Raw genomic sequence first — 23,887 nt, forward strand, 5'->3', positions numbered from 1 at the left:
AGTCACCTTATTTAAAGGAACTAATTGGTAAAGTTTTTTATTTTAATCAGTCATGGGAATGCTCACATTGAAAATAGTGCCTGTAGGTTGATTGTCTGTGACGGAAATCTTGCCACCGTGTGATTCGACAATCCATTTTGCAATAGATAAACCCAGACCGTAACCACCGGTTTTTCTTTGACGTGCTTGATCTTCACGATAAAAGCGCTGGAAAATGAGCCCTTTATTATCATCTTTTAAGCCAATCCCGGTGTCAGCCACACTAAGTAGCCATTTTTTTTCTTTAAATTGAGAAGTAATTAAAATTTGATCTGTTTCTTTTGAGTATTTTAAGGCGTTATCAATCAAAATAATTATTAGTTGAGTCAAAAGTTTTGTATCGATAATCAGGTCATGTTGTCCAAGTTCTTTCAACGAAAGGACTTTATTTTGACTAGCAGCAATTTCTTGATAAGGGGCAATAATTGTAGTTAAAAAGTCGTGACTATTAATAGATTGTTTATCAATGACTAATTCATTACTATCAGAACGTGCTAATAGAAGTAAGTCCTTAGTTAATTGGCTAAGACGGCGAACTTCGTTTAATGCTAGAGCGATGTCTTCTGATTCTTCTAAAATTGTGTGAGTCGGTTGGGTGAATAATTTCTCTAATTTGGCTTGGATAATTGTTAGTGGTGTCCGTAATTCATGTGAGGAATTCTCAACGAATTCTTGTTGTTTTTTCCATGAAGCCATAATTGGTTTCATGTTTAGTTTTGCTAAAAAATAACTGACAAAAATTGAAATAATCCAGAAAATAATCATACAAATAATTAAGACGATTCTAAAGAAGGCCATCGTATCTTCTGTTTGGTTAGTATTTGATAGAAACTGAACATAAGCCACATCCTCATAGTTAACAGATTTAGTAACCGAGCGAAAGTTTAATTTGTTCGAGTTAGAGTCGCTGAGGATCAAAGGGATAATTTTTTCTTCAGTAGTTGTTTGTAATTCAAGTGTTGAAAATTCATAAAATCGATCGCCTAAAGCTTTCTGATTTAGAATTTGTCCATCTTTTGACCATAAAATAATTTGTGTCTTAAAACTATTAGGTTGCATCGGACCAAAATCATCTTTTTTGAAGTTTCTTGGAGGTCCCTCATCTGTTGTATGTTCTAATTCTTTAACGATAAATTGGTCATCGGAAACCATTCTGATTAGTTCTTCGTCGACATTTTTGTATAAAGAGATAGTTAAGACTTGGGTGACAATCAAACCAAGTAATAAGAAAATAATTCCAAAGGCAAAGATGTTCCGAACGAAGAGCGAGCGTTGTTGCTTAAATTCTTGTTTCATATCGAATCATCTCCTAGAAGATAACCGACATTTCGTAATGTTTTAATAAAAACCTCAGAGTCGTTAGCTTTTAATTTCTTTCTTAAGTTACTCATATAGACTTCGACAACTGTATAGGAAGTATTGGAATCAAAGCCCCAAATCCGATCGAAAATTTGTTCTTTTGTCACAATACGATTTTTTTGTTGGAATAAATAGACTAATAATTCAAATTCTTTCCCTTGGAATTCAACTGATTTTTCATTAATAGTAACGGTATGGTTAAGGGTGTCACATAACGTATTGCGAAAGCGAAGTTGATGATCAGTAGTTAAACCTAGACTGCGTTTTAACATAGCCTGACAGCGGAGTAACAGTTCCTCACGATGAAAAGGTTTTGTTAAGTAATCATCTGCGCCATTTTTAAAGCCTTTGATTTTATCTTCTAAACCATCTTTAGCAGTTAATAATAAGACAGGTGTATCGTTTTCAGTCTGTCTCAGTTTATTTAGCACTTGGTAGCCATCTAAACTTGGGAGCATAATGTCTAAAACAATTAAATCATATAATTGTGATTGGGCTTCAAAAAGCCCTTCTTCACCATCATAAATCTGAGTAATCTCACCTAATTTTTCTAAAATATCTTTAATACTATCAGATAAAATCTCATCGTCTTCAACTAACAAAAGTTTAATCATCAGGGCTAACCGCCTTTCTTAATCGTTGCTATCCAATTCACTAACCATTCTGGAAAAGCGTTTGTCATTGATTTTAACTCTATCATAACAGCTTTTGTGTTCATAAGGGAATGGCCATTAGTGAAGTAAAGAGTGTTTTTCTGACTAGTGGCGACGTAAGAAGTAGTCAAAGTCAGTTGGCTAGCGTGTTCATAAGTTAAAAAATGATATTTGTCACTAATGACTAAACTTTTAGGCGTGGCATCTTGTTGTTGCCAAACCCAGAAATGTTCATTGAACATGTCATTCCCTGGATAAGGGGGCTGTTCTTTTTTTAAATAATAAGGAATTAAAGCCTCGTCTAACTGAATCGAATGATCATGATAAATTAAACGATAGTCAGTCCGCTGAGAAGTCGTTTGTTTATGTAACGATAAATTTTTTTCCGATGCTACTAATAGTTGAAAGTTAATTTCTTCTAAACGTTGTGTTCTTATTTTTGTGAAATGTTGATCTAGTAATTGGAAAAGAGCTTGAGTTTGCTGACTAGTTAAAGTTAATTGTGTTGAAAGTTGCATTTATAGTCACTCCTTTTTATTTATAGAACAAGTATAGAAAAAGAAACTTAAATGAAGCTTAACAGCTAGGAATATGGTTTTTGGCGATTTAAGCTTCGTTTATGTTAATCAAGGTAAGCTAGACTTATCAACAAAGAGAAAGAGTGAAAGTGAATGGCAAAATTAAAACAAGCTTTTAAACGGAAAGAGAAAAAATATATTTTAACTAAGGAAAATTATGAAGGGTTAAGAAAAGCGTTAGCCGGTCACATGATTGAAGATGACTACGGTCTTCATACAATTAGCTCCGTGTATTATGACACTGAAAATTTTGAATTGATTCGTCACTCCTTAGAAAAACCTATGTATCGTGAAAAATTTCGTTTACGTGCCTATGGGAAGCTTCAAGTAAAAGATAAAGTGTTTTTAGAAATCAAAAAAAAGTGTCAAGGCATTGTTTACAAGCGCCGAATTGGCTTGGCCTATCAAGATGTTTCAGCTTATTTGACTAATCAGCAGAAACTTAAGTCTAAGAAGCTAGTTGATCAGCAAATTAGTCAAGAGATTACTTGGTTAGTCAGGCAAAAGCAATTAGTTCCTAAAGTAATGATTGCTTATGATCGACGTGCCTTATTTGATCCAACAGATGACAGTTTCCGGGTGACTTTTGATTTTAATATAAGGTGGCGGACAACTAACTTGGATTTAACTAAAGGAGCTGAGGGCCAATTAGTTGCTCCGGAAATTGCAGTTTTAATGGAAGTCAAAGCTTTAGGGGCTTATCCCCTTTGGTTTGCTGACATTTTAGCTAAGTTAGAAATTTATCCGAGTAGTTTTACCAAATACGGTCAAACTTACAAACGTTACTTATATCATGAGGAGGATTTTAAAGATGTTATCTAGTTTATTAGCAGAAAATGCTGAAAGTGTTACTTTAAATCAATTATTAATTTGTACAGTTGCTTCATTAGTTTTAGGCTTAGGAGTGGCGTATATTCACATGTATCGTAATACCTATTCAAAAAACTTTGTGATGACCTTAGCGATTTTGCCAGTCTTAGTCCAGTCTGTGATTATGCTAGTTAATGGCAACTTAGGAACTGGGATGGCGGTTTTAGGCGCCTTTAGCTTAATTCGCTTCCGGTCTGTCGCCGGTGGTTCTCGAGAAATTACTAGTATTTTTTGGGCTATGGGAATCGGTTTAGCAACAGGGATGGGATACATTACTTACATTGTAGTTTTTTCAGTTTTAACCGGCGTCATGTTACTAGCTTTACAAGGGAGTTCTTTTGGTCAAAAACGCCAAGTAGCGGAACGTGACATTAAAATTGTAATTCCAGAAGATCTAGATTATCCTAATTTATTTGATGATTTATGGGAAGAACACACTCATAGTTATGTTTTGGAACGGGTTAAAACGACGAATATGGGGAGCTTATACGAGATTTGTTATCATGTGATCTTTAAAGATATAAAAACAGAAAAAAAATTGTTAGATCAAATTCGCATTCGTAATGGCAATTTGACAGTCAGTTCAGGTAAGGTTGCGGCAAATCGTGATGAACTATAGAGGAGTGTTTCAAATGGATAAAAAACAAGGTAGTAAAGTACTGATAATAGCCGCTAGTTTAATAATTGCCGGTTGTAGCAGTCAAGAAAAGGCAACACCAATTAAAAACAATACTCAAAAAGTGGCTAATTCAGAAATGACCCAAGAAATTACCACAGGTAAGTATGGTAAATATAGTAATAAAGATCTGACTGTTTTAACGTCAGAGGAAGCAGAAACGAAAATTGCTTTAAAAGACGGCAAGACCGAAGTCAGTGGTTCAGGAGTAACAGTGAAAGAAAATACTATCACAATTACTAAGGGAGGGAGTTATGAAATAAGTGGCAAACTAAGTGATGGGCAACTCATTATCGCCACGGATAAAACGAATGATGACGTACAAATCTTACTAAATGGTACAGAGATTATGAATAGTCAAACTAGTCCCTTTTTTGTTGAAACAGCTGACAAGGTAATTGTAACTTTAGCTGAAGGCAGTGAAAATACCTTTAGTGATAGTAAGAATCGTGAGAGTACAGATGAAAAAGATGGGACCATCTTTAGCCAAGAAGATCTAACCTTTAATGGCGATGGGGCATTAAAGGTAACAGGCAATTACCAAGACGGCATTCGCAGTAAAGATGATTTAGTTTTCGTTGCTGGAAATTATCAAGTAACGGCAGCGAATAATGGCCTTAAAGGCAGTGACTCAGTTTCAATTTTAGCTGGCGATTATCAGTTGAATGTTAAAAATGATGGGATTCAAAGTAGTAATACGAAAGATGAAAGCCTCGGTTGGATTGGCATTGATGGAGGGACATTTAAGATTGTGGCAGAGCATGATGGCATTCAGGCTGAAACCGACTTGAAAATATCCCAATCGGTTTTGACTGTGACAACTGGTGGTGGCGCAAAAGCTAGCACAAAAATCACTGATGAACCTGAAGCTGGGGGAATGATGGGTGGAAGTGAGGGAGCAGGCATGAAAGGCCAGCAAACCGATTTTCCTGGAAATGGTCAAGAAATCCCAAGGAATCCTAGCGAAGAGCCGACTACGTTAACAGAAAATTCAGAAGAAATTAGTGAAGCTGAAGAAGAAGCTGAAAAGACGAGTGATAGTGGGAAAGGGCTTAAAGCCGGTGAAGAATTACTAATAGATAAAGGTGAATTTACTTTTGATACCGTTGATGATAGCTTACATGCAGATGGTAATCTAACAATTAATAACGGCGAATTTAAAATAAAAAGTGGAGATGACGGAATTCATGCCAATCAAAAAACAACGGTTAATAATGGAACAATCGAAATTAGTCAGTCATATGAAGGGATTGAAGGGGCAGAGATTGTGATTGAAGACGGTCAAATTAGTGTGACGAGTAGTGACGATGGGATTAACGCTGCTAGTACAACAGCAGGTAACTATTTATTAACAATCAATGGTGGCACTATTTACGTTAATGCGGAAGGGGACGGTGTTGATTCCAATGGTGACATTAATATGATTGGAGGGACCTTATTAGTAGATGGGTCGACTAATGGGGGAAATGGTGCCTTAGATTATGATGGAAGTTTTAATCAAACAGGTGGTACCCTTGTAGCTGCTGGCAGTTCAGGGATGGCGATGGCCACAAGTGAGACGTCTACCCAAGGGGCTTTATCTTTATACTTTGATAGTAGTCAAGCAGGGAATACACTGTTTAATATTAGTGATAGTACTGGTAACTCTTTAATTAGTTATCAACCGATGAAAGCTTATCAACATATTTTAGTTAGTAGCCCGGATTTAACTATCGGAGGAAAGTATCAGTTATCAACAGGTGGTAAAGATACTGGTACAAATAACCAAGGGTTGTACACAGGTGGGCAGTATTCAGGGGATAACTTGCTAGAAATTGAGTTATCAACAGTCATTACCAGTATTTCGGAAACAGGTGAAGCTGTTTCTGGTAATCAGATGGGAGGTCCTGGGGGCGGTGGACCTGGTAGTTTTAAGTAGTATCGTCATTGACTTAGGGGCACTGTGGCAGAAAAACTTATATTAAATTAGTGTTAAAACATTAAGGGGGGCTAGTGAATGAATTAACCTTCATTAAATTAGCAGAGCTCCTTGCTACTGACTGTTGAATTGAATCCTAATTCGAATAAACCAAGCGGTCTTCCTAAAAGGAAGCGTGCTTGGTTTATTTTGCAGTTTGTCATTAAATTTAATGAATCGGCACAAGCAGTTCACATCGGTGCTGAAGGAGGAGTTGGCTAGCGTATCTTTCAATGACTGGCCGTGAAATATCAAGAACAAGTCCTTCTTTTTTTATTTTAACAGGAAACTCAGCCCAAATAGTCATTAAACCTTCCGGAGTATGAGGGACTTGAAAGCTGGCATAATTCCCACCAGCTAATGTTCTTTTTTGTATAATTTTAGGTAAGGGGCTAAGGTCGAAAGTCGTTGGAACAATCAGTCCAACCTCATAGCGACAATTAACAGGTAGTGTTAACTGTGGATCATCTAAGGGAATCCCTAAAAGGATACTGTCAATAGTCAATAAGTGTTGGTCTGTTAAAATATTTTTAAAGTCAGTCATCAGTTGCTGATTTTTTTGACCGTAAGGCCCGATCTGTCTCATGTGAATAATAGTTGTTTTTGTCAAGTATATAATGTCTAATGTCATAATAAAAACCTCGTTTTTGTAGTAGTCCACCGGTGTCTGAACTAAGGATAATATGATATAAAATTTATTTCAAGGAGAGATTTTAAAAGGTTAGTTAGTTGTGATAGGATAGAAGTAACTTAAGTTAATCGAAGGAGTAGTCATGAACTTTAGACAAGCTTTAACAGGAGACTATCCAGCCATTGTTAAAATCTGGGCAGCCTCAGTGGAACACACGCATTTATTTTTAAAACCAGAAGATTTTGGAGAAATCGAAAAATTAATCCCCCAGTACTTAGATCTGTTAAATGTTAAGTTGTGGTTAGTTGATGAGCGCTTAATTGGATTTTCTGCAACAAGCAGCAATCAGTTAGAAATGTTGTTTTTAGACCCTGCTTTCATTGGTCAAGGCTACGGAAAAGAAATATTAGCTTATTTAATCGCTAATGGCGTCACTAAAGTCGACGTTAATGAAGATAATCAAGGGGCTTTAACCTTTTATCAAAAAGCCGGTTTCAAGATTGTTAGTCGTGATCAACAAGATCATGCTGAGGGAAATTACCCAATATTACATTTAGAGTTAATAACAACGTGAAAATTCCTATAAACTAGCGTCAAATTTGAGTTTTTACAAGATAGACCATATACTTTTAAGTAAGGGAAAACAAATTAGTGAAGGCAGGTGTTGGAATGAAACGTAGTGAAAAGATCTATTTATATGTCAGCAAACAGACTAGCGGGTTGAAGGAAAAGGATGTTACCGCAGAAAGTGGCATTACTACCCAAGAAGTTGCTGATGAATTTGACATACAACGGTCAAATGCAAGTAAAGATCTCAACGGTTTAGTTAAAGATGGCTTATTAGCTAAGATTGATGGGCGACCTGTTCGTTATATTGAAAGTCGCTTAGTTTCGCCAACCTTGCACTCTGAAAGTCAGAGTCGAGGCAAGCAAGTCCCTCAAAGCCAAGGGCCAGAGCTGACAGAAGATATTTTCCAACAAGTCATTGGTGGCAAGGGCAGTATGAAAGTTCCTATCGAACAAGCTAAGGCGGCAATTTTATATCCACCTCGAGGGTTAAATTGTTTAATTACTGGTGCTACAGGTTCTGGGAAAACGCATTTTGCTCATATTATGTTTGAATTCGCTAAAGCGAAAGGGGTTATCACCGGTCACCAAGAGCTAGTTGTCTTTAACTGTGCCGATTACGCCCATAACTCAGAACTTTTAATGAGTCATTTATTTGGCTATGCTGCCGGCGCCTTTACTGGAGCGGTCACTGCCAAAGAAGGCTTAATCGAAAAAGCAGATGGGGGGATTTTGTTCTTAGATGAAATTCACCGCTTGCCACCAGAAGGCCAAGAGATGATTTTTTACTTTATGGATCATGGGATGTTCAATCGCTTAGGGGAAACGATGAAAGAGCGTAAAGCGGAAGTCCGGATTATTTGCGCTACGACTGAAGATACGACCTCTTATTTGTTAAGCACCTTTGTCCGACGGATTCCTATTAGTATCCAGTTACCTAATTTTAACCAAAGACAAACTAAAGAAAAGGTTGACTTAGTCAAGTTGATGGTCGGCATTGAAGCCGAACGAATTCAGCGCAAAATCTCCTTAACGGAAGATGTTGTTAAAGCTTTAATTGGCAGTGTGACTTATGGTAACGTAGGGCAATTAAAATCAAACATTCAGTTAATTTGTGCTCGTAGTTTTTTAAGCCAAATGGAACAACAAGAAATTGTGATTACTTTAACTGACTTAACGGAAGAAGTTAAAGTAGGTTTAAGCCACTTAGCAAATAATCGACCAATGCTAGCGGAACTGTCTCAGTCATTAGAACCAGTGATGGCAGTATTACCTAATCAAAACTTGCTGCCTCACTTAATTGATGCTTATGAATTACCATATGACCTTTATCAAATTATTGGGGAAAAAGCCTCAGTCTTAAAAGAAGATGGGGTTGACCAAGAATCAATTAATCAGTTCATCATGACTGATATTAATGTCCATTTGAAATCTTTTTACAAAAACCATGGCTTAACTTTTGACATTGAGAACAAACTAGCAGAAATTGTTGAACAAAAGATTATTGATCTCACAAAGAAAGTTTATGAAGTAGCGAAAGAACAGTTAAATGATCATTTTCAAGTCAACTTTATTTACGCCATGAGTTTGCATATTAGTTCGTTTTTAAAACGTCATCAAATTAAAGAGGAACGGCCGGAAGATCGTAAACGGAACGAAAGTATTCGGAAAATGGTCATCGAGTATCCAGCTGAATATGACGTGGCCTTAATTATTAAACAGTTGATTTTGGAAGATTATCAAATCGAAATCCCGTTAGAAGAAGTTGAATACTTAACGATTTTGCTCGTTTCTTTGAAAAAAGAAAAAGGCAAAGGTCGGATTGGAGTCATTGTTGCCGCCCATGGCAATAGTACGGCATCTAGTATGGTACAAGTCGTTAAGCAATTATTTGGCAGTGATAATTTATTAGCAGTCGACATGCCTTTAGAAATGAAACCAAAGACAGCCTTAGAAGAAATCATCAAAGCTGTTGAAGTCGTTGATAATGGGAGTGGGGTCATGTTACTCGTTGATATGGGTTCTTTAGGAACGTTTGGTGATGAAATCTATCGCCGAACCGGGGTCCAAATTCGCACGATTGATATGGTGACTACGGCTGTGGTTTTAGAAGTTGCTCGTAAGACTGAACTATTAGATACTGATTTAGATATGTTATTCCAGTCAGTTAAGAATTTCCAAGGTTACGGTGACGCCCTTAATCCTGAGGTAGCAGTTGTCGAAACTCCTGTCATTAGCTTACAACCACAGGAATTGAAAAAAGCGATTGTGGCAATCTGTGCATCAGGTCAAGGAACCGCTCGGCGGATGAAATCAATTATTGAAAAATATCTGGCTGAATTTGGCGAAACCAATTTAGAAGTTTTACCAATCTCGGTTGTTGAGATGTCCTCAGTTTTGAAAGAGCTACAAGCTGAGTATCACTTAGTAGCTGTGACTGGGATTGTCGATCCAGAAATTGGTGTCAGCTACATCCCTATGGAATTACTCTTTTCTGGTGAAGCGAAAAGCATTTTACAAGAGTTAGTCATTGATGCCGAAGGGGAACTTTTTGAAGCAACGGTTTTAGACGACACTCAGACGTGGCAATTTTGTGAAACTTATTTAAGTGAACAATTTACTTTCATCAATCCCATTAAAGTGCTGCCAGTATTTTGGGAGTTTACTAGCCAATTGATTGAATTAAGGCAAATCGCGGAAGAACATGCCTTTAGAATTAATATGATTACTCATCTAGGGGCGATGATTGAGCGCTTGCTAAAAGAAGATTACTTAACACTACCACCAGAGGAAAGGTATGATCGTGAAAATCCAGAGGCGAAGCTGATTGATACCCAGACTAATCTGATTGAAGAAGCCTTACTAGTCTCAGTGCCAGAGGGCGAACGCTATTATTTATTACAAATACTAAACAATACACTAATGGAATAATCAACTTAGTGTATACCTATCTAAACAATACACTAATCAGTGTATTGTTTTTTTGTCTTAGAATAGGGGAAAGGTAATAATAGCAGCCTTTCTAATGAATACACTAGAGTTGGCACGGAACTTGCATATATTAAGGAGAGTCAAGAACATTGAGTTAAAGGAGCGGAGTGTTTTGGGAATTGATATCCGATTAGTCAGAATAGATGATCGCCTAGTTCATGGTCAAGTAGCGACAGTCTGGGCCAAACGTTTAGATATTCAACGGATCTTAGTTGTCAGTGATGCAGTGACGAAAGATAATTTACGGAAGACCCTCTTACAACAAGCGGCGCCACCGAATATTAAAGTCAATGTCATAACTGTGGCCAAGATGATTGAAATATACTCCAATCGATTGTTTAACGATGTTCGTGTCATTCTTTTGTTTACGAACCCAACGGAAGTTGCCGATATTGTCAAAGCGGGAATTTTTGTTCCTTCAATTAATATTGGAGCCATGGGTTACACAGCAGGTAAGAAAATGATTTCTAACACTGTTGCCGTTAATAAAGAAGATTTAGTGGCTTTTAAATTTCTGAATAGTATCGGTATTGAGCTAGAAATTCGTAAAGTAATTACTGATAGTAAACAGAACTTAATGGATGTTTTAAAAAAAGCTAAAGTCATTTAGCTCTTTAAAAGATCAGCTTGAGAGGATGTGGTTCGTTAGGGTGTTGACGGTCATGGATTGAATAGGCATCAAGTCAGCTATTTTTATTTTATTAATCATTTATCGTGATGACTATTTGAAAAATGAAGACAAATTATTTAGGAGGGATTAAAACATGGTAGGAATTATTCTTGCAAGTCATGGCGAATTTGCTGAAGGCATCATGCAATCAGGCTCAATGATTTTCGGTGAACAAGAGAAAGTCAAAGCAGTAACATTAATGCCAAGTGAAGGACCGGACGATTTAAAAGCGAAGCTAGAAGAGGCAATTGCATCTTTTGGTGAAGGTAGCGAAGTGCTATTTTTAGTTGATTTATGGGGTGGCACACCATTTAACCAAGCGAACAGCTTGTTTGAAGACAACAAAGACAAATGGGCCATCGTTTCTGGCTTAAACTTACCAATGCTAATTGAAGCCTACGCTTCACGTTTATCAATGGATTCAGCTCATGAGATTGCTAAACACATTTTAGTAGTAGCAAAAGAAGGCTTGAAAGTGAAGCCTGAAAGCTTAGAAACAGTTGTGGAAAAACCAGTTGTGGCAGAAGTAAAACAAAAAAGTTTACCTGCTGGCACAGTTGTTGGCGATGGCAAACTGAAAATTGGTTTGGCTCGTGTTGACTCACGTTTACTACATGGTCAAGTAGCAACGGCTTGGACAAAATCGATTTTACCAAATCGGATTATTGTTGTTTCAGATGCAGTTGCGAAAGACAACATGCGTAAAAAATTAATCGAACAAGCAGCGCCTCCAGGTGTGAAAGCGAATGTTATTCCAGTGGATAAAATGATTGAAATTTCAAAAGATCCTCGCTTTGGTAATACGAAAGCTTTATTATTGTTTGAAAATCCTCAAGATGTGTTACGAGCAATCGATGGCGGTGTTGAGATTTCAGAACTTAATATTGGTTCAATGGCGCACTCAGTTGGTAAAGTGGTTGTTAGTAAAGTCTTATCATTAGGTAACGATGACGTTAAAGCTTTTGAAGCGATGAAAGCTCAAGGGATTAAATTTGATGTCCGTAAAGTGCCAAATGATTCAAGTGCCAACATGGATGAATTAATTAAAAAAGCTAAGTCAGAATTAGCAAAAGGGTAATGTCACACCAAACTCAAATTAAATAGGAGGCTTATTATGTCTATTATATCAATTATTTTAGTAATATTAATTGCTTTTCTAGCGGGAATGGAAGGAATTCTTGATGAATTCCAATTCCATCAACCACTAGTAGCATGTACGTTAATCGGATTAGTTACAGGTAACTTAACCGCTGGTATTATTCTTGGAGGAACACTACAAATGATCGCACTTGGTTGGGCGAACATTGGTGCAGCTGTTGCACCAGATGCTGCGTTAGCATCAGTTGCTTCCGCAATTATTTTAGTTAAAGCTTTAGGAGCTGAAAATATTTCAGTTAAAGATGCAGTCTCATCTTCAATCGCCATTGCAGTACCTTTAGCAGTAGCTGGCCTATTCTTAACAATGGTTGTTCGTACCTTAGCTGTGCCAATTGTCCACATGATGGATACAGCAGCTGAAGAAGGCAACATTAAAAAAATCGAAATCTTACACTTATCAGCAGTTGCAATGCAAGGTGTGCGGATTGCGATTCCAGCAGCAGCATTACTATTTATTCCAGCTGCTTCAGTTCAAGCGGTATTAGAATCAATGCCTGCTTGGTTAACAGACGGTATGGCAATCGGTGGTGGTATGGTTGTTGCCGTAGGTTACGCTTTAGTTATTAACATGATGGCAACAAAAGAAGTTTGGCCATTCTTCGCAATTGGTTTCGTCGTAGCGGCGATTTCACAATTAACATTAATCGCTCTTGGTGCCCTTGGTGTTGCTTTAGCATTCATCTACTTGAACCTATCTAAAATGGGTGGCTCTTCAAATGGTGGCGGCAGCAATTCTGGTGACCCATTAGACGACATATTGAATGACTATTAATCCTGAAGGAGGAGAAGAAAAATGGCAGAAAAAATTGAATTAACTAAAAAAGATCGTTTAGCTGTAGCATGGCGCTCGACGTTTATCCAAGGTTCTTGGAACTACGAACGGATGCAAAATGGTGGCTGGGCGTACTCAATGATTCCCGCAATTAAAAAATTATATACAAGTAAAGAAGACCAATCAGCAGCGCTGAAACGTCACTTAGAATTCTTTAATACTCACCCTTACATTGCTTCACCAATTTTAGGTGTAACTTTAGCACTTGAAGAAGAGCGTGCCAATGGTGCCCCAGTTGATGATGTAGCAATTCAAGGGGTTAAAGTTGGTATGATGGGTCCTTTAGCTGGTGTTGGTGATCCAGTATTCTGGTTTACTGTTCGCCCAATGTTAGGAGCCTTAGGCGCATCATTAGCTATGGCCGGTAATATTATGGGACCAATTATTTTCTTCGTTGCATGGAACTTAATTCGTTGGGCTTTCATGTGGTACACTCAAGAATTCGGCTACAAAGCTGGTTCTAAAATCACTGATGACCTTTCTGGTGGCTTGTTACAAGATGTTACTAAAGGAGCTTCAATTCTTGGAATGTTCGTCTTAGCTGCCCTCGTTCAGCGGTGGGTTTCGATTCAATTCCAACCAATCGTTTCTGTCGTTAAACTAGACGATGGTGCATTCATTAAGTGGAATGAACTACCGGCTGGCGGCGAAGGCATTCGTTCAGCCTTTGAGCAAGTTGGTCAAGGTTTAGCTCTATCTGCTGATAAAGTCACTAGTTTACAAGATAACTTGGATCAATTAATTCCAGGTTTAGCACCGTTATTATTAACATTCGGTTGTATGTGGTTACTGAAGAAAAAAGTCAGCCCAATCGTGATTATCTTAGGATTATTCGTTGTTGGGATTGGTGGACATTTAATCGGTTTACTATAAAATTGTTTTTTTGGGCTCGGGCTTAGTCCCGAGCTTTTTGTTTATTAAGTTAATTTATAGTAGGAGTTATGTCAGTAAGTAAGGTATAATTAATTAGTAGAGACTAAGAGGAAGAGGCGAAGAAATGGTTCAATCTATCAATACTAAAGTCGATTTAATTATGGACGCCACAGCGTTCACAGGTTTAACCGATTACGGTAAAATAATGATTGGTGACAAAGGTTTTGAGTTTTATAACGATCGTGACAAGCGGAAATTTATTCAAATCCCTTGGGAAGAAGTTAATTACGTCTTAGCGTCAGTCATGTTTAAAGGCAAATGGATTCCTCGTTATGCCATTGAAACAAAGAAGAATGGCACGTATACTTTTTCTTCTAAGGAACCTAAAACTGTCCTACGAGGGATTCGCAAGTATGTGCCTTCAGAGCAGATGAAGCAGTCATTAGGTGTAACAGACGTTCTTAAACGAAGCTTTAAAGCCATTGGTAAAAAGAAAACAAAATAAGAAAACATCAACTGATAATGTCAGCTGATGTTTTTTTATTTTGCTTACAAACCTAAGTTTCCTTGACTGAAATCTGTGGCTAATTCCAGTAAGACACTATTAAACTCACTTTGATAATTATTAAGATGATGAAGTTTACGATTAATAATTAAACTCAAATAAAATTTAGGGCCATTTTCAATCTGTACTCGCACAAGCTTCGAGCGATCTTTGACTAAGATATCGCTCATAAAAGCAACCATATCTGTTGAAGAGGCAATGGCTAAAGCTGTTTGAATTTCTTTTGTATAAAGGGTTTGAGGGGCTTCCAAGCGATTGTCTGTCACCCATTTCTCAAAAATGCGTTGATGAGTGTAGCCTTGTTCTAATGAAATAAATAATTGATCTTGAATATCTGCTGCAGTCAAATACGATTCATCAGCTAAAGAATTGGTTTTAGAAACCCAGAGAGCTAAGGTTTCTTGAGTTAGTGGCACTTGAATAATATCCTCTTCAGGAATTAGTTCCACATCGCTACCGATAATACTTATAGGGACTTGACCGCTACGAACTAAGTCTAACATCACGTCGGAACTTTCTTCTTCGATCAATTTCATCGAAGAAGCAAACTTAGTTAAATAGGGCATTAACTGGGTCATAAAATGGCCACCAATCGTTGGTAGAAAGCCAAAGTAGACAATTTGATGTTTAAAATCATGAATTTCTTCTGTTACTTCATCAATTGATTTCAAGATTTTTTTGGAATGTTTCAGTAAAATTTCACCAGTCTCAGTCAAACTAAGATTCTTGTGAATTCTTTTTCTATCAATTAAGACCGTGTCAAGTTCATCTTCTAAGCGTTTTAGAGCCAGTGAAATGGACGGTTGGGAGATATAAAAATGCTTAGCGGTTGTAGTAAAACTTAGAGATTCGGCCAGGTGTTTAAAGTAAGTTAAGTCTTTTAAATTCAAAGTGATTCCTCCGTTGATTGTGAATTTTAACACATAAACAATAGTTATAAGAAAGCTCTTCGCATAAGTTTTACTTATAATATCATAAATAAACAGTATTATCCAAAGAAAGAACCCCGTGCTATAGTAATGCCATTGAAACGTTACCAAGCGTTGAGAAAGGCGTGACTTAATTGAAGTTAATTAAACAACTTTTTTGGATCTTTTTATTTTCACTCTTAGGCGAACTAGTTTCAACTTTAATAGCTAACTATATTGCAATACCTGGCAGTGTGATTGGCATGGTCTTACTATTTTTCGCTTTACATTATAACTGGTTACAGATGGAGCAAGTTGATGATGTCGGAACGTGGCTGACTAATAATATGGGCATCTTTTTCGTGCCAGCAGGAGTCGGGCTTTTAGCTAACTTTGGTGTCTTAGCCAATACTTGGTGGCAACTGTTAATTATTATGGCAGTAACTACTATTCTGATGATTGCCTTTGTTGGGCGGATTGTTCAAAGTGTTAAAAAGCGGAGTGATCAAGGCAGTGAGACTAGTAAAGGAGGAGAAAGTCATGTTTGATGAATTATTGATGAGTCCTTACTTGTGGATTGTGTTAACCGCAGGCCTTTACTTAGTAGCTGGTAAGTTAAATGCTAAATGGCCAAATCCTTTGTTTACCCCCTTAGTCTTTTCGATTATTGTGATTATTTTAATATTATTAGTCACTGATATTTCTTTAGAAACTTATCGTTCAGGTGGCCAATTTTTTAGTCTCTTTGTTACTCCGGCGACAGTTGCTTTAGCAATTAAGCTAGAGAAAAATTTTGTGTATTTAAAAAAATACTACAAAGCAATCTTAACTGGTATTTTCTCAGGTGTGATTTTTCACACATTAATGATTTACTTATTTGCTTTATTGTTCCATTTTGATCGCAGTATGGTAGCAACATTGATTCCGAAATCGATAACGACAGCGATTGCCGTTGGAGTCTCAGGCTCCTTAGGGGGAATTGTGTCACTAACAGTGGCAGTGGTAGTTTTTACTGGTGTTATCGGGGCCTTAGTTGGACCAACTGTTTTCAAAGTCTTTAAAATCAATGACCCAGTAGCACAAGGCATTGCTTTAGGTAGTTCTTCTCATGCAATGGGAACTGCCAAAGCGATTGAACTTGGTGAAGTTCAAGGGGCAATGTCAGGTTTGTCGATTGTGGTGACAGGAATTGTCGTCGTGATTCTCGTACCATTGACAGCACCGATTACTAATTTATTATTTTAAACTTAGGTATAACGGAACTTAAAAACTAAAAATAGCAAAGGATGGTTGATAATAATGGCAGAGCAAACAATTAAATATGACGCACCAACAATCGAACAAGAACTTGAGGTAATTAGTACGTATCGTTTGGAAGAAGAAGCCCGTGCTGTTGTTCCTAAAGGAGGTTTTGACTACATGTCAGGAGCTTCAGGTGATGAATTTACATTAAGACAAAATGACGAAGCATGGTTAAATAAAGGCATCTTACCACGAGTGTTAGCTAATGTCGAAAATCCTGATACTGCCACATCAGTTCTAGGAATTGATTTGAAAGTTCCTTTTATTATGGCACCAATCGCAGCTCACGGCTTAGCTCACGCAACAAAGGAAGCGGGAACCGCTAAAGGAATTTCAGAGTTTGGTGGCACAATCATGTCAATCAGTGCTTACTCAGGAGCGACCTTTGAAGAAATCGACAAAGGCTTAAATCGCAATCCACGTTGGTTCCAAATTTATATGAGTAAAGACGAAGAAATGAATAAAAATATTTTAGACGAAGCCAAAGCTGATGGAGCAACAGCGATTATCTTAACAGCTGATGCGACTTTAAGCGGTAACCGTGAAAGAGACATGTTAAACAAGTTTGTCTATCCTTTCGGCATGCCAATCGTTTCTCGTTACTTAACTGGTTCTGGAAAAAACATGTCTCTAAATAATATTTATGCTCAATCGAAACAAAAGATTGAAGCTGCAGACGTTAAGTTTTTAGCAGAGTATTCAGGTTTACCGATTTTAGTAAAAGGCATTCAAACTCCAGAAGATGCAAACATTGCAATTGGTGCTGGGGCTGCCGGTGTCTGGGTTTCAAATCATGGTGGTCGTCAACTCGATCAAGCACCAGGCTCATTTGATACCTTAGCTGAAATTTCTGAAGCAGTCGCCGGTCGTGTGCCGATTATTTTTGACAGTGGTGTTCGTCGTGGTGAACATATCTTTAAAGCCTTGGCTAGTGGAGCTGACATTGTAGCAGTTGGCCGTCCTGTCTTATTCGGACTAGCTTTAGGTGGTTGGAAAGGTGTTAAATCAGTGCTAGAGTACTTTGAAAAAGATTTAAAACGCGTGATGCAATTGGCGGGGACTCAAACTATTAAAGATGTTAAAAAGGCTCGTCTTTTCGATATGAAAAAATAGATAATAGTTAAGAAAGTAGCTTAAGTTTTTACTTAAGTTGCTTTTTTTTGTTTTTTTCCGAGAGAGGAAAGAAACTATATTGTTTTTATAGGTGCCTGAAAGCTGGTAATCGGCAGTTTTTAGTGAAAGATAAATTTTAAAGGACAGTCTAAGAGTCTTCCTATGTTAAATTACATTTGAACGTAAAAATCAAGGTCAGGAGTGTTCAAATAAATGAGAGAGTTTAAAAGGAAGTTAGTGTTACCTTTAAGTGTGTTAGTAATTATCTTTAGTAATTTTAGTAGTTTAGCCATTAACTCGGTGGTTGCTCAAGAAGCTACTTTTCAGAGCGCTGTAGAAACAAGGGGGATTAGTCGAGAAAGGTATAATCGTGCGACCGCCTTAGAGTTAGCAGAAATGGTCCGTAGTGGTCACGTCACAAGTGGGGAATTAGTTCAGCTAGCTTTAGATCAAATTAGTGAAAATGATCCCCAGTACAACGCGGTCATCACTACTCGTCGAGTAGCAGCCTTAGCTGAAGCTGAGGAATTAGTTGATACAGGGCAACCTTTTTTAGGGGTGCCCTTATTGTTAAAAGGCCTCGGTCATACGTTACGAGGTGAATCTAACACCAACGGTATTGGCTTTTTAAAAGACCAAGTAGCTGGCGGCACCGGGCGGTTTACGAAAGCCTTACAAGAGGCTGGTTTTATCATTATCGGTCAAACTAATTTTCCGGAAATGGGCTTAAAAAATGTTAGTGACGCTCGGATGTACGGCCCCCCAACGAGTACTCCTTGGAATCCTGCTTTTCAAGCAGGAGGGTCTTCTGGTGGTTCGGCAGCTAGTGTTGCTGATGGGATGGTCCCAGTCGCTTCCGGTAGTGATGCCGGTGGATCCATCCGGATTCCAGCTTCTTGGACAAGTACGATTGGTTTGAAACCAAGTCGAGGGATTCTTCTTGGAAATAGTGGGTCGCCTCGTAATCAAACTGGGCATTTTGCTTTGACTCGTTCCATGGCAGATACGGAGAAGCTTTTTCAAGAATTAGAAGTGCCAGGGGTAGCTCTTAAACCACCAACTGATTTAAAGTCCTTAAAAATTGGTTATACGACTAAGTCACCAGTTGGAACCCCAGTGAGTCCGGAAGCGGAAGCGGCGGTTACGGAAGCAGTTGCCTTTTTACGAAGCCAAGGCTTTACGGTTGAAGCGGCAGAACCAGCTGTTGACGGTGTAAAATTAATGGAAAGTTACTACACGATTGCCGCAGGTTCTATGGGGATAATAAATTTTCTGGCCAATCAAACATTGAAACGGGATGCAGTCATTGATGATGTGGAATTATTAACTTGGGGACTTTATCAAACAAGTAAAGTCACAACTAGTGATGAAGTGACAGCTGCTTGGGAGTTTAATCAAGAAGTAGGGGCGGAAATGGCTCGTTTTCATCAAGAGTACCCAATTTTTCTAACTCCAACAACTGCTTGGACAGCCCCAGAAATCGGCAATCCTTTAATGTCGGAAGCATATCAACAACAATTGACTGAGATTGAGAATTTAGCTGGACCTGAGCGGAAGCAATTGATTTACGATCAGTGGTTAGAAGCCTTAACTTTAACCCCCTATACCCAACAAGCCAACTTAACGGGACAACCAGCTCTGAGCTTGCCAACGTATGTCTCGCCTGCAGGCTTACCTTTAGGGATTCAACTAACAGCTGCTAAAGATCAAGATTTAACTTTACTAGCATTTGGTGAACTTTTTGAAGAGGAAGGGCAATTTAGATTGCTTCATCCTTTAGATCAGGGAGAGCCGACAGAGCCAAGCACAAGCGCTTCAGACACTACTGAAAGTACAAGTGAAGGTAGTGCTTCTGAACCAACGACAAGCTCATCAGCCCCAAGTGAGACAACGAGTGAAAGTAGTACGTCAGAAGGAATGACAAGTTCATCAGACCTAAGTGAGACAACGAGTGAAAGTAGTACTTCTGAATCAACTACAAGCTCATCAGCCTCAAGTGAGACAACGAGTGAAAGCAGTACGTCTGAAGGAATGACAAGTTCATCAGACCTAAGTGAGACAACGAGTGAAAGCAGTACGTCTGAATCAACGACAAGCTCATCAGCCTCAAGTGAGACAACGAGTGAAAGTAGTACATCTGAACCAAGACTAAGTCAATCCACAGGGGCAAGTAGCTCAAGTCAAAAAAACAATCAGCAGATTAAACCTAAATTGCCAAAAACAGGAGGAAAATCACCTTGGGGAGCAAGTTTATTTGGTATTAGTCTTTCAGGCAGTATCTTTGTTATACTTCGCCGGAAACATAAGTCTCAACGTTAACAATAAACTGTTCCCTAAGGCTGTTAGTAGCAAGGGAACAGTTTTTTTTCAAGAAACCTTGAGCCAATACCAATCGTTGTACTTCGCCACTCGATAATTAGTAAAGCTATGAAATAGCTAATAATTAAAGCTTTCGTGAATCAACACGTAAGCTTTTTTTTTGTTTAGTCATATATATTTGACATTCTTATAATTAAAAGATAATATGTCATATATAAGTGACAAAGGAGTGGTTAAATGAATCGCGTGAAAAGTTATCGCAAAGCAGCTAAGCTGTCCCAATTAGAGTTAGCCAAGAAGATATCTGTGGCTCGCCAAACGATTAATTTAATTGAAAATGATAAGTATAATCCATCCCTCGACTTGTGTTTGAATTTGGCAAAAGCCTTAGGGACCGATTTGAACCAGTTGTTTTGGGAAGTTAGGGAAGGTGAAGAAGATGAAAGCAAATCATAAAAATCAATGGCTAGAACGGTTACTAGGAATTAGTAGTCAGCGTGACGAATATCAAATCCAAGGGATTAAAAATCTATTAACGAAGATGGCCTTACTCCTCTGGTTCAGTGACATGATACTCTTGTTAATTTTAATTGTGACTGACACAATTAAAAAAGAAATTAGTTTTGCAACGATTTGGTTAGTTGTTATCAATTTTTTAGTGGCAATTTATGTCTATGTTAAAATGCGTCAATTAGGTTTAAACGTGACAGAAGTTGAGAATGAAGCAGATCTTCAAGTTTATAAAAAAAGAGCTATTAGGACAGCGATTTTCCAAGGTGTTAGTATGACCTTATTAGTTTTTGTGTTAATGAGTGTGATTCTACCTTTAGTCTTAGGGGAAGCCTTTAGTTTTAGTTGGAGTGACTTGTTAAAATTGATTGTTTTTGGTTTTCTTTTAACTAGCGTCATTTTTTACGGATTAGCTCTTTTAAAAATAAAAAAATACGAAGAATCAGCAGAGGATGAGGAAGAAAAATGAAAAAAATCATGACGATTATCGGTATTATGATTGCAAGTTTAGTAGGTATAATTGTTTTATTTTTTGGGAGTGTTTACGTAATTGATAAAGTTAGTTTGAAAAAAGAGAGTCAAAAAATAGTTGGTTATGGAGAGAAAGTAAGAGTTGTGGGACAAAAAATAAATGTCACGATGATTGGCGAAGGCAAGGAAACTATTGTTTTGTTGCCAGGTTTTATGACTCCCGCACCAGTCATTGATTTTACGCAACTAACAGCTGAATTAAAAAATGATTATCGGGTAGTGCTAGTCGAACCTTTTGGCTATGGCTTAAGTGATGATACAAGTCGGGAACGTTCGATTGAGAACATCACAACCGAGCTTCATGATGCCTTAGAGCAGTTAGAAATAAGTCAATACACTTTAATGGGCCATTCAATTTTCGGTATTTATAGTTTAGAATACATTAATAAATACCGAGATGAAGTCACGGCGTTTATTGGCCTAGATAGTAGTGTACCGGCCCAAGGAGGAGCGGAAGATACGCAAAGTGCTAGTGTTAAAGTTTTGAAAGATTTTGGTATTTATCGACTGCTGGCAAAAATCTCACCGGAAACGATTATTACACCACCCTTATCTACTGAATTAGTTGAACAAAACCGTTTATTAGCGTTAAAAAATATTGGTACGGAAGCTACTTTGAATGAAGCTGTGTCGATGTCAGCTAACTTTGAGAAAGCTGCTAAACTAACATATCCTGTAGATTTGCCTGTTCAATTTATATTGGCTAGCGAAAGTTTAACAGATACACCAGGTTGGTTAGAACTTCATCAAGACATCGTAAAAGACGTAAAGCAAAGTAAAATTGATGTCTTAGAAGGTGGGCATTACTTACATCATACTCAAGCTCCTAAGATTGCTGAATTAATGACTGAATTTTCAACTACAAAATAAAAACTTATGAAGGTGGTGGCTTAGTGTCGTCGCCTTTTTTGTGATGAAAATAGTTTTCTTTTATACTTTGTTGAGAAAGAAAGTATCTTAAGGTAGAATATAGTGAAAGCGCAAACAAAAAGGAGGGGCAATGATGTTAGATAGTATGTCTTTAGAAGAGATGAAGAGTTACCGAGGGCAAGATGAAGTGCCAACTGATTTTGCTGAATTTTGGCAAAAGGAGTTAAAGAAAGTAAAACTTGAAGAAGTCAGTTATCAATTACAAAGAAAAACTACAACTTCAGGGGTGGCTGAGTGTTATGAGTTACGTTTTATTAGTCACGATCAATCGGAAATTTATAGTAAAGTGTTGTTTCCTAAGGGAGTTAAGGAGTGTCCCATCATGTTTTTATTTCATGGTTATCAAGGGCAATCGCCAGATTGGTCAGAAGCTTTAAAATTTGTGGCAGAAGGTGTTGGGGTTGTGATGATGGATGTGCGAGGTCAAGCTGGAAAATCCACAGATTATTCTCAATCGAAAGGGAATACTGTGAGAGGTCATATTATTCGTGGCATGACTGAAGGACCGGAAGAGTTGTTGTATCGTCATGTGTATTTAGATATTTATATTTTAGTACAACTGGTTGCTAGTATGTCAAGGGTCAATCGCCAACGTTTATATTCTTACGGTGAATCGCAAGGAGGGGCTCTAGCCTTAGTCGCTAGTGGCTTAAACCCAGAGATTAGCCAGACTTTCGCTGTCTATCCTTTTTTAGCGGATTTCAAACGGGTTTTAAGTTTAAAATATGACACGGATGCCTACTCTGAATTACATCGCTATTTTAAGTTTCAAGATCCTTTCTATGAGACTGCCGAAACTATTTTTAATACGTTAAGTTATATCGATGTGAAAAATTTTGCTCATCTGATTAAAGCTGAGGTAACGATGTTGTGTGGCTTACAAGATGATGTTTGCCCGCCTTCGACGCAGTACGCTATTTATAATCGTTTAGAAAAAACTAAAAAAATGCTCATCATGCCTGAATACGGCCATGAAGGGATGTATGTCGGATATCCGGATTTAGTGTTTAGTTGGGCCACAGGCGTGACAATCTAAAACGCTAATAGTAAAAAAACCTTAGCTTGAGGATAAAATCCAGCTAAGGTTTTTTGAGTTGAGAAGTTATACCCAAGTAGTAATGTCAGCAACAGGTAAACGGTAAGAAGGGTAGCCAGCATCAAGACCTTTACCAATCGCAACGATCATTACTGGAACGTAACGCTGAGGGTCAAGGTCAAAGGCTGCCGCTAATTGATCACGTTCAAATCCACCGATGGGGCTAGTTTCATAACCGTAAGTTCGGGCGATTAACATCAGTTGCATGGCAGCCAAGCTACCATCGATTAAGACGGTTTCTTTCATTTTGTCTGCAGGGATTTGTTTGTAAAGTGGCGTTAGGACACTTAGTTGTTGTTCTTTAACTTCCGCAGGCATTAAGCCTTGTTCAACGGCCGTACCGTAGATTTGTTCAGAATAATCGAAGTTTTTCAAATCACCAAAAATCAAAATCATTGCCGATGAGGTATTATTTTGATTTTGATTAAAACGGACAAGGGGCGTTAATTTTTCTTTAGCAGCAGAACTTTCAGCGACGACAAAACGCCAAGGTTGCATGTTAACTGATGAAGGGGCGGTAATCGTATCTTGTAAAATGTTCGTCATTTCTTCTTTGGAAATTTTGACAGACTCGTCGAATTGTCTAATTGAACGACGGCCTTTTAAGATTGCTTGAAAATCATTTGTTGTATAAGTAGTCACTTGAAATCCTCCTTTAATCATTAGTTCGATTTATATCGAACAATCAAAAGCATAGCATTTGTCGGATTGAAAGTAAAGAAAGTGACTTACTAAGTTAGTTAATGGGCATCAAAGGTA

The 23,887-nt window shown here is 37.8% G+C and carries 24 protein-coding genes; 18 read left to right on the forward strand and 6 right to left on the reverse strand.

Features of this window, described 5'->3' with window-relative positions; translation table 11 throughout:
- Nucleotides 1-42: 42 nt before the first annotated feature.
- Genes CBF35_RS01105 through CBF35_RS01115 form a run of 3 tightly spaced genes read right to left on the reverse strand, consistent with a single transcriptional unit; the run spans nt 43 to nt 2,569 of the window.
- Entirely contained in the window at nt 43-1,335 is a 1,293-nt protein-coding gene (locus CBF35_RS01105; protein WP_126778045.1) for a sensor histidine kinase, read from the reverse strand.
- Nucleotides 1,332-2,012 (reverse strand): response regulator transcription factor, encoded by a 681-nt coding sequence (locus tag CBF35_RS01110; RefSeq protein ID WP_126778046.1) that lies wholly within the window; start codon nt 2,010-2,012, stop codon nt 1,332-1,334. Before CBF35_RS01110 ends, CBF35_RS01105 begins: the two co-directional genes overlap by 4 nt.
- A 5-nt stretch (nt 2,013-2,017) precedes the next feature.
- Nucleotides 2,018-2,569, reverse strand: a complete 552-nt coding sequence (locus tag CBF35_RS01115) for a hypothetical protein (protein WP_126778047.1) — start codon at nt 2,567-2,569, stop codon at nt 2,018-2,020.
- Nucleotides 2,570-2,722: 153 nt separating this feature from the next.
- Here CBF35_RS01115 and CBF35_RS01120 point away from each other — a divergent pair, with 153 nt between their 5' ends.
- Genes CBF35_RS01120 through CBF35_RS01130 form a run of 3 tightly spaced genes read left to right on the forward strand, consistent with a single transcriptional unit; the run spans nt 2,723 to nt 6,093 of the window.
- A complete protein-coding gene (locus CBF35_RS01120; protein ID WP_126778048.1) occupies nt 2,723-3,451 on the forward strand; it encodes a polyphosphate polymerase domain-containing protein in 729 nt (242 codons plus the stop codon).
- Nucleotides 3,441-4,118, forward strand: coding sequence for a DUF4956 domain-containing protein (locus CBF35_RS01125; RefSeq protein WP_126778049.1), 678 nt, complete (start codon nt 3,441-3,443; stop codon nt 4,116-4,118). The genes CBF35_RS01120 and CBF35_RS01125 overlap by 11 nt, the downstream gene beginning before the upstream one ends.
- Nucleotides 4,119-4,131: 13 nt before the next feature.
- The gene (locus tag CBF35_RS01130; RefSeq protein WP_170174675.1) at nt 4,132-6,093 is read left to right on the forward strand and encodes a carbohydrate-binding domain-containing protein; all 1,962 of its coding nucleotides are present in this window, start codon (nt 4,132-4,134) and stop codon (nt 6,091-6,093) included.
- 208 nt (nt 6,094-6,301) lie between these two features.
- Here the strand turns inward: CBF35_RS01130 and CBF35_RS01135 are convergent, their stop codons facing one another.
- Nucleotides 6,302-6,763: a GyrI-like domain-containing protein gene (locus CBF35_RS01135; protein ID WP_126778051.1), complete on the reverse strand. Its 462-nt coding sequence runs from the start codon at nt 6,761-6,763 to the stop codon at nt 6,302-6,304.
- Nucleotides 6,764-6,905: 142 nt separating this feature from the next.
- Between CBF35_RS01135 and CBF35_RS01140 the strand changes: the two genes are divergently transcribed.
- The 7 genes from CBF35_RS01140 to CBF35_RS01170 all read left to right on the forward strand — a co-directional run bounded on the left by CBF35_RS01140 (nt 6,906) and on the right by CBF35_RS01170 (nt 14,359).
- A complete protein-coding gene (locus tag CBF35_RS01140) occupies nt 6,906-7,337 on the forward strand; it encodes a GNAT family N-acetyltransferase (RefSeq protein WP_126778052.1) in 432 nt (143 codons plus the stop codon).
- Between the two features lie 95 nt (nt 7,338-7,432).
- Nucleotides 7,433-10,261 (forward strand): sigma-54-dependent transcriptional regulator, encoded by a 2,829-nt coding sequence (locus CBF35_RS01145; protein WP_126778053.1) that lies wholly within the window; start codon nt 7,433-7,435, stop codon nt 10,259-10,261.
- A gap of 172 nt (nt 10,262-10,433) precedes the next feature.
- On the forward strand, nt 10,434-10,931 hold the full coding sequence (locus CBF35_RS01150) for a PTS sugar transporter subunit IIB (RefSeq protein WP_126778054.1): 498 nt from the start codon (nt 10,434-10,436) through the stop codon (nt 10,929-10,931).
- Nucleotides 10,932-11,085: 154 nt separating this feature from the next.
- On the forward strand, nt 11,086-12,069 hold the full coding sequence (locus tag CBF35_RS01155) for a mannose/fructose/sorbose PTS transporter subunit IIA (RefSeq protein WP_126778055.1): 984 nt from the start codon (nt 11,086-11,088) through the stop codon (nt 12,067-12,069).
- 36 nt (nt 12,070-12,105) lie between these two features.
- Nucleotides 12,106-12,921, forward strand: a complete 816-nt coding sequence (locus tag CBF35_RS01160) for a PTS mannose/fructose/sorbose transporter subunit IIC (RefSeq protein WP_126778056.1) — start codon at nt 12,106-12,108, stop codon at nt 12,919-12,921.
- A gap of 21 nt (nt 12,922-12,942) precedes the next feature.
- The gene (locus tag CBF35_RS01165; protein WP_126778057.1) at nt 12,943-13,854 is read left to right on the forward strand and encodes a PTS system mannose/fructose/sorbose family transporter subunit IID; all 912 of its coding nucleotides are present in this window, start codon (nt 12,943-12,945) and stop codon (nt 13,852-13,854) included.
- Between the two features lie 124 nt (nt 13,855-13,978).
- On the forward strand, nt 13,979-14,359 hold the full coding sequence (locus CBF35_RS01170; RefSeq protein ID WP_126778058.1) for a DUF956 family protein: 381 nt from the start codon (nt 13,979-13,981) through the stop codon (nt 14,357-14,359).
- Between the two features lie 44 nt (nt 14,360-14,403).
- Here the strand turns inward: CBF35_RS01170 and CBF35_RS01175 are convergent, their stop codons facing one another.
- Complete coding sequence (locus CBF35_RS01175; protein WP_126778059.1) at nt 14,404-15,309, reverse strand: LysR family transcriptional regulator; 906 nt, start codon at nt 15,307-15,309, stop codon at nt 14,404-14,406.
- Nucleotides 15,310-15,482: 173 nt separating this feature from the next.
- Here CBF35_RS01175 and CBF35_RS01180 point away from each other — a divergent pair, with 173 nt between their 5' ends.
- The 8 genes from CBF35_RS01180 to CBF35_RS01215 all read left to right on the forward strand — a co-directional run bounded on the left by CBF35_RS01180 (nt 15,483) and on the right by CBF35_RS01215 (nt 23,068).
- A complete protein-coding gene (locus tag CBF35_RS01180; RefSeq protein ID WP_126778060.1) occupies nt 15,483-15,875 on the forward strand; it encodes a CidA/LrgA family protein in 393 nt (130 codons plus the stop codon).
- Nucleotides 15,868-16,572: an LrgB family protein gene (locus CBF35_RS01185; RefSeq protein ID WP_126778061.1), complete on the forward strand. Its 705-nt coding sequence runs from the start codon at nt 15,868-15,870 to the stop codon at nt 16,570-16,572. The genes CBF35_RS01180 and CBF35_RS01185 overlap by 8 nt, the downstream gene beginning before the upstream one ends.
- Before the next feature lie 54 nt (nt 16,573-16,626).
- Entirely contained in the window at nt 16,627-17,742 is a 1,116-nt protein-coding gene (locus CBF35_RS01190; RefSeq protein WP_126778062.1) for a lactate oxidase, read from the forward strand.
- Between the two features lie 213 nt (nt 17,743-17,955).
- Nucleotides 17,956-20,061, forward strand: a complete 2,106-nt coding sequence (locus CBF35_RS01195) for an amidase family protein (protein ID WP_126778063.1) — start codon at nt 17,956-17,958, stop codon at nt 20,059-20,061.
- A gap of 237 nt (nt 20,062-20,298) precedes the next feature.
- The gene (locus tag CBF35_RS01200; RefSeq protein WP_126778064.1) at nt 20,299-20,517 is read left to right on the forward strand and encodes a helix-turn-helix transcriptional regulator; all 219 of its coding nucleotides are present in this window, start codon (nt 20,299-20,301) and stop codon (nt 20,515-20,517) included.
- On the forward strand, nt 20,501-21,040 hold the full coding sequence (locus CBF35_RS01205; protein ID WP_126778065.1) for a DUF3278 domain-containing protein: 540 nt from the start codon (nt 20,501-20,503) through the stop codon (nt 21,038-21,040). Before CBF35_RS01200 ends, CBF35_RS01205 begins: the two co-directional genes overlap by 17 nt.
- Nucleotides 21,037-21,972 (forward strand): alpha/beta fold hydrolase, encoded by a 936-nt coding sequence (locus CBF35_RS01210; protein WP_126778066.1) that lies wholly within the window; start codon nt 21,037-21,039, stop codon nt 21,970-21,972. The genes CBF35_RS01205 and CBF35_RS01210 overlap by 4 nt, the downstream gene beginning before the upstream one ends.
- A 133-nt stretch (nt 21,973-22,105) precedes the next feature.
- Nucleotides 22,106-23,068, forward strand: coding sequence for an acetylxylan esterase (locus CBF35_RS01215; protein WP_126778067.1), 963 nt, complete (start codon nt 22,106-22,108; stop codon nt 23,066-23,068).
- Nucleotides 23,069-23,134: 66 nt separating this feature from the next.
- Here CBF35_RS01215 and CBF35_RS01220 read toward each other — a convergent pair whose 3' ends face one another.
- Nucleotides 23,135-23,770: a nitroreductase family protein gene (locus CBF35_RS01220; protein ID WP_211345279.1), complete on the reverse strand. Its 636-nt coding sequence runs from the start codon at nt 23,768-23,770 to the stop codon at nt 23,135-23,137.
- Nucleotides 23,771-23,887: the final 117 nt, after the last annotated feature.

It is taken from the genome of Vagococcus salmoninarum (genome assembly GCF_003987495.1).
GTDB lineage: Bacteria > Bacillota > Bacilli > Lactobacillales > Vagococcaceae > Vagococcus_D > Vagococcus_D salmoninarum.

What these genes read in the sequence shown, in the direction of transcription:
- CBF35_RS01105 (WP_126778045.1), bottom strand. Translation starts at nt 1,335, where the DNA reads ATGAAACAAGAATTTAAGCAACAACGCTCGCTCTTCGTTCGGAACATC.
- CBF35_RS01110 (WP_126778046.1), bottom strand. Translation starts at nt 2,012, where the DNA reads ATGATTAAACTTTTGTTAGTTGAAGACGATGAGATTTTATCTGATAGT.
- CBF35_RS01115 (WP_126778047.1), bottom strand. Translation starts at nt 2,569, where the DNA reads ATGCAACTTTCAACACAATTAACTTTAACTAGTCAGCAAACTCAAGCT.
- CBF35_RS01120 (WP_126778048.1), top strand. Translation starts at nt 2,723, where the DNA reads ATGGCAAAATTAAAACAAGCTTTTAAACGGAAAGAGAAAAAATATATT.
- CBF35_RS01125 (WP_126778049.1), top strand. Translation starts at nt 3,441, where the DNA reads ATGTTATCTAGTTTATTAGCAGAAAATGCTGAAAGTGTTACTTTAAAT.
- CBF35_RS01130 (WP_170174675.1), top strand. Translation starts at nt 4,132, where the DNA reads ATGGATAAAAAACAAGGTAGTAAAGTACTGATAATAGCCGCTAGTTTA.
- CBF35_RS01135 (WP_126778051.1), bottom strand. Translation starts at nt 6,763, where the DNA reads ATGACATTAGACATTATATACTTGACAAAAACAACTATTATTCACATG.
- CBF35_RS01140 (WP_126778052.1), top strand. Translation starts at nt 6,906, where the DNA reads ATGAACTTTAGACAAGCTTTAACAGGAGACTATCCAGCCATTGTTAAA.
- CBF35_RS01145 (WP_126778053.1), top strand. Translation starts at nt 7,433, where the DNA reads ATGAAACGTAGTGAAAAGATCTATTTATATGTCAGCAAACAGACTAGC.
- CBF35_RS01155 (WP_126778055.1), top strand. Translation starts at nt 11,086, where the DNA reads ATGGTAGGAATTATTCTTGCAAGTCATGGCGAATTTGCTGAAGGCATC.
- CBF35_RS01160 (WP_126778056.1), top strand. Translation starts at nt 12,106, where the DNA reads ATGTCTATTATATCAATTATTTTAGTAATATTAATTGCTTTTCTAGCG.
- CBF35_RS01165 (WP_126778057.1), top strand. Translation starts at nt 12,943, where the DNA reads ATGGCAGAAAAAATTGAATTAACTAAAAAAGATCGTTTAGCTGTAGCA.
- CBF35_RS01170 (WP_126778058.1), top strand. Translation starts at nt 13,979, where the DNA reads ATGGTTCAATCTATCAATACTAAAGTCGATTTAATTATGGACGCCACA.
- CBF35_RS01185 (WP_126778061.1), top strand. Translation starts at nt 15,868, where the DNA reads ATGTTTGATGAATTATTGATGAGTCCTTACTTGTGGATTGTGTTAACC.
- CBF35_RS01190 (WP_126778062.1), top strand. Translation starts at nt 16,627, where the DNA reads ATGGCAGAGCAAACAATTAAATATGACGCACCAACAATCGAACAAGAA.
- CBF35_RS01195 (WP_126778063.1), top strand. Translation starts at nt 17,956, where the DNA reads ATGAGAGAGTTTAAAAGGAAGTTAGTGTTACCTTTAAGTGTGTTAGTA.
- CBF35_RS01200 (WP_126778064.1), top strand. Translation starts at nt 20,299, where the DNA reads ATGAATCGCGTGAAAAGTTATCGCAAAGCAGCTAAGCTGTCCCAATTA.
- CBF35_RS01205 (WP_126778065.1), top strand. Translation starts at nt 20,501, where the DNA reads ATGAAAGCAAATCATAAAAATCAATGGCTAGAACGGTTACTAGGAATT.
- CBF35_RS01210 (WP_126778066.1), top strand. Translation starts at nt 21,037, where the DNA reads ATGAAAAAAATCATGACGATTATCGGTATTATGATTGCAAGTTTAGTA.
- CBF35_RS01215 (WP_126778067.1), top strand. Translation starts at nt 22,106, where the DNA reads ATGTTAGATAGTATGTCTTTAGAAGAGATGAAGAGTTACCGAGGGCAA.